Source organism: Tessaracoccus sp. SD287 (assembly GCF_017355265.1).
Lineage (GTDB): Bacteria > Actinomycetota > Actinomycetes > Propionibacteriales > Propionibacteriaceae > Aestuariimicrobium.
The window spans coordinates 1-5,650 of record NZ_JADIJQ010000062.1 but is presented as its reverse complement, the minus strand read 5'-3'; the positions used below and the strand labels follow the sequence as shown (position 1 = coordinate 5,650).

At 55.7% G+C, this 5,650-nt stretch carries 3 rRNA genes; all 3 read right to left on the bottom strand.

The annotated features are described in order from the left end of the window. Window positions 1-64 precede the first annotated feature (64 nt). A 5S ribosomal RNA gene (gene rrf / locus IPV09_RS13995) occupies window positions 65-181 on the bottom strand. 110 nt (window positions 182-291) lie between these two features. Next, a 23S ribosomal RNA gene (locus IPV09_RS13990) occupies window positions 292-3,383 on the bottom strand. Between the two features lie 340 nt (window positions 3,384-3,723). Further along, a 16S ribosomal RNA gene (locus tag IPV09_RS13985) occupies window positions 3,724-5,238 on the bottom strand. Together the 16S, 23S and 5S rRNA genes form the textbook arrangement of a ribosomal RNA operon. Window positions 5,239-5,650 lie beyond the last annotated feature (412 nt).

Below are 5,650 nucleotides of genomic sequence, written 5' to 3'. Positions count from 1 at the left end.
AGTTTCTGGGGATGACAAACACCCCCTGGTGTGTCCCGAAAGACACACCAAGGGGTGTTAAATAGTCCGGCAGCGACCTAGTCTCCCACAGGATTCCTCCTGCAGTACCATCGGCGCTGAAAGGCTTAACTTCCGGGTTCGGAATGGAGCCGGGTGTTTCCCTTTCGCCATGGCCACCGAAACACTATTGAGATGTATCGTAACCGGCGTGCAACCCCCACGAGGGGGTCGTGTCGCCTGGTTCCCGACCGTATCTCGAGAACCACACAGTGGACGCGTAGCATCTTTGTAGAAAACAAGCCCTCGGCCTATTAGTATCGGTCAGCTCCATGCCTCTCAGCACTTCCACATCCGACCTATCACCCGGTGGTCTGCCGGGGGCCTTACCAGATTATTCTGTGGGAACCCTCATCTTGAAGCGTGCTTCCCGCTTAGATGCTTTCAGCGGTTATCACTTCCCAACGTAGCCAACCAGCCGTGCCCTTGGCAGGACAACTGGCACACCAGAGGTTAGTCCGTCCCGGTCCTCTCGTACTAAGGACAGCTCTTCTCAAGATTCCTACGCGCGCAGCGGATAGGGACCGAACTGTCTCACGACGTTCTGAACCCAGCTCGCGTGCCGCTTTAATGGGCGAACAGCCCAACCCTTGGGACCGACTACAGCCCCAGGATGCGACGAGCCGACATCGAGGTGCCAAACCATGCCGTCGCTGTGAGCGCTCGGGCAAGATCAGCCTGTTATCCCCGGGGTACCTTTTATCCGTTGAGCGACGGCGCTTCCATGTGCCACCGTCGGATCACTAGTCCCGACTTTCGTCCCTGCTCGAGGTGTCCCTCTCACAGTCAAGCTCCCTTGTGCACTTACACTCAACACCTGATTGCCAACCAGGCTGAGGGAACCTTTGGGCGCCTCCGTTACCTTTTGGGAGGCGACCGCCCCAGTCAAACTACCCATCAGGCACTGTCCCTGATCCAGATAATGGACCTAGGTTAGATAACCAGAACGACCAGAGTGGTATTTCAACGTTGACTCCACGAACACTGGCGTGCCCGCTTCAAAGTCTCCCACCTATCCTACACAAGTCGTACCGATCACCAATACCAAACTATAGTAAAGGTCCCGGGGTCTTTCCGTCCTGCTGCGCGTAACGAGCATCTTTACTCGTAATGCAATTTCGCCGAGTTCATGGTGGAGACAGCGCCCAAGTCGTTACTCCATTCGTGCAGGTCGGAACTTACCCGACAAGGAATTTCGCTACCTTAGGATGGTTATAGTTACCACCGCCGTTTACTGGGGCTTAAGTTCAGTGCTTCGCTTGCGCTGACACTTCCCCTTAACCTTCCAGCACCGGGCAGGAGTCAGTCCGTATACATCGTCTTACGACTTGGCACGGACCTGTGTTTTTGGTAAACAGTCGCTTGGGCCTGGTCTCTGCGACTTTCAACGCTACGGCCAGCAAGTGGCCTCACGCATCCAGTCCCCCTTATTCCGAAGTTACGGGGGCATTTTGCCGAGTTCCTTCACCATGATTATCTCGATCGCCTTGGTATTCTCTACCTATCCACCTGTGTCGGTTTGGGGTACGGGCGGCTAAACAATACTCACGAAGCTTTTCTAGGCAGCATAGGATCACCCAGTCACAGACCGAAGTCTGCTCCCCATAATGTCTCAGGCACATGAGTGGCGGATTTGCCTACCACTCGCCCTACACAATTAGCCCGGGACTACCATCGCCCGGGATGGGCTACCTTCCTGCGTCCCTCCGCAGCTTACCTAATAGAAACCTGGGTCGAAGAGTCAGTGACCTCGCTCCGAAGAGCTCCGCCACCTTCCGTCCTTAGCATCATCTCATTCAGTATTGGCTCGTTTTTGCCGGTACGGGAATATCAACCCGTTGTCCATCGACTACGCCTGTCGGCCTCGCCTTAGGTCCCGACTTACCCAGGGCAGATTAGCTTGACCCTGGAACCCTTGGATATTCGGCGGACGGGTTTCTCACCCGTCATTCGCTACTCATGCCTGCATTCTCACTCGTGTGCTCTCCACGGCTGGGTCACCCCGCCGCTTCATCGCGCACACGACGCTCCCCTACCCATCCACACACCTGGACCGAAGTCAGGTACACGCGTGAATGCCACAGCTTCGGCGGATAACTTGAGCCCCGCTAAATTGTCGGCGCAGAATCACTTGACCAGTGAGCTATTACGCACTCTTTCAAGGATGGCTGCTTCCAAGCCAACCTCCTGGTTGTCTCCGCGACTCCACATCCTTTTCCACTTAGTTATCGCTTAGGGGCCTTAGCTGGTGATCTGGGCTGTTTCCCTCTCGACTACGAACCTTATCGCCCGCAGTCTCACTGCTACGCTCTCACTTGCCGGCATTCGGAGTTTGGTTGATTTCGGTAAGCTTGTGGGCCCCCTAGACCATCCAGTGCTCTACCTCCGGCAAGAAACACGTAACGCTGCACCTATATGCATTTCGGGGAGAACCAGCTATCACGTAGTTTGATTGGCCTTTCACCCCTATCCACAGCTCATCCCCTCGGTTTTCAACCCAAGTGGGTTCGGGCCTCCACGAGGTCTTACCCTCGCTTCACCCTGGCCATGGATAGATCACTACGCTTCGGGTCTAGAGCATGCGACTCAACGCCCTGTTCGGACTCGCTTTCGCTACGGCTCCCCCACACGGGTTAACCTCGCCACACACCACTAACTCGCAGGCTCATTCTTCAAAAGGCACGCCGTCACCCCGAAAGGCTCCGACGGATTGTATGCGATCGGTTTCAGGTACTATTTCACTCCCCTCCCGGGGTACTTTTCACCTTTCCCTCACGGTACTTGTCCGCTATCGGTCACCAAGGAGTATTTAGGCTTAGCGGATGGTCCCGCCGGATTCGTACGGAATTTCAGGGGTTCCGTACTACTTGGGATGACACTCGGAAGTGATGAACTTACGTCTACAGGAGTATTACCCTCTATGCTGGACCTTCCCAGGCCCTTCAACTTCACTCATCATTTTTGACTTCCTGCCAGGATGACAGCCCCGACTGAATGGTCCCACAACCCCGTACGTGAAACGCCTGTCAGCTATCACACACGCACGGTTTGGCCTCTTCCGCGTTCGCTCGCCACTACTTACGGAATCACTATTGTTTTCTATTCCTGTGGGTACTGAGATGTTTCACTTCCCCACGTTCCCTCCAACTGCCCTATGTGTTCAGGCAGAGGTTGCCGGACATGACTCCGGTATTCAAGGTTTCCCTATTCGGAGATCCTCGGATCAAAGCTCGTTTACCAGCTCCCCGAGGCTTATCGCAGGTTACAACGTCCTTCATCGGCTCTTGGTGCCTAGGCATCCACCGATCGCACTTAGTAGCTTGTTTAAATCTACAAAGATGCTCGCGTCCACTGTGAAGTTCTCAAAAAACGGGCGGGCCCAGCCCCACACCAACCAACCGGCCGACATGGACTCTGGTCCGCAGAAGAATACGATCGCTGACGCAACCGACCCCTCAGGACCCAACAACGTGCTCGGGCCAACCCCACGACCAGACGACTTTCCACTCCCACCCCCAAAAGGGACAGGCTGTACTGACGACCAGACACGAGACCAGCTTCAGGTCAATGTTCCACTATCCAGATGCCTCACCGGCCAGGAACAGACGCCCTGGAACCAGCGAATGGACCACACAACGAGTGTCATGCGGCCAAAAGGCTCCTTAGAAAGGAGGTGATCCAGCCGCACCTTCCGGTACGGCTACCTTGTTACGACTTAGTCCTAATTACCAGTCCCACCTTCGACGGCTCCCTCCAAAAGGTTGGGCCACCGGCTTCGGGTGTTACCGACTTTCATGACTTGACGGGCGGTGTGTACAAGCCCCGGGAACGTATTCACCGCAGCGTTGCTGATCTGCGATTACTAGCGACTCCGACTTCATGGGGTCGAGTTGCAGACCCCAATCCGAACTGAGACTGGCTTTTTGGGATTCGCTCACCCTTGCAGGTTCGCAGCCCTTTGTACCAGCCATTGTAGCATGCGTGAAGCCCTGGACATAAGGGGCATGATGACTTGACCTCATCCCCACCTTCCTCCGAGTTGGCCCCGGCGGTCTCCCATGAGTTCCCGGCATAACCCGCTGGCAACATAGGACGAGGGTTGCGCTCGTTGCGGGACTTAACCCAACATCTCACGACACGAGCTGACGACAGCCATGCACCACCTGTATACCGACCACAAGGGGGCACCCATCTCTGGATGTTTCCGGTATATGTCAAACCCAGGTAAGGTTCTTCGCGTTGCATCGAATTAATCCGCATGCTCCGCCGCTTGTGCGGGGCCCCGTCAATTCCTTTGAGTTTTAGCCTTGCGGCCGTACTCCCCAGGCGGGGTACTTAATGCGTTAGCTACGGCACGGAGAACGTGGAAGTCCCCCACACCTAGTACCCACCGTTTACGGCGTGGACTACCAGGGTATCTAAGCCTGTTTGCTCCCCACGCTTTCGCTTCTCAGCGTCAGGAAAAGTCCAGAGAACCGCCTTCGCCACCGGTGTTCCTCCTGATATCTGCGCATTCCACCGCTCCACCAGGAATTCCGTTCTCCCCTACTTTCCTCTAGTCAACCCGTATCAGAAGCACGCTCAGGGTTAAGCCCTGAGATTTCACTTCTGACGCAATCAACCGCCTACAAGCTCTTTACGCCCAATAATTCCGGACAACGCTCGCACCCTACGTATCACCGCGGCTGCTGGCACGTAGTTGGCCGGTGCTTCTTCTCCCACTACCGTCACTTTCGCTTCGTCATGGGTGAAAGCGGTTTACAACCCGAAGGCCGTCATCCCGCACGCGGCGTTGCTGCATCAGGCTTGCGCCCATTGTGCAATATTCCCCACTGCTGCCTCCCGTAGGAGTCTGGGCCGTATCTCAGTCCCAGTGTGGCCGGTCGCCCTCTCAGGCCGGCTACCCGTCGAAGCCTTGGTGAGCCACTACCTCACCAACAAGCTGATAGGCCGCGAGTTGATCCATGACCGCCGGAGCTTTCCACCCACCCCGATGCCGGGACAGGTCATATCCGGTATTAGCAGCTGTTTCCAACTGTTATCCCAGAGTCAAGGGCACATTACTCACGTGTTACTCACCCGTTCGCCACTCGTGTACCCCGAAGGGCCTTACCGTTCGACTTGCATGTGTTAAGCACGCCGCCAGCGTTCGTCCTGAGCCAGGATCAAACTCTCCGTTGAAAAATATCGGAACAGCCACCCCAAAGGGCAACCAGTTACCGTCCAACAAGTTTGACGCCTGACAAAGTCGAACCAGACTGACTGGTCCAAAATTGTTACATCATCAAAGGAACCATCCCAGGCAACCACCCCAAAAGGCAGCCACCACGGACAGGTAAAACATCGCACCCACCCCAAAAGGCAGGCACAACAAATGCACACCAACAATAAATCGGTGCGACTTTGGCATTGACTTTAAGCACGCTGTTGAGTTCTCAAGATTCGGGTGCGTCCCGCACGTCTTCCCTTCCGGGCCTCCGCTTGGGGCAACTCGACCAACCTTACCGATCCACCACCGGGCTGTCAAACCCGCCAGCCTCACGGCCACCCCCACCAAACAACCCACCAAAACCAGTGAATCACCTAGCCAGAG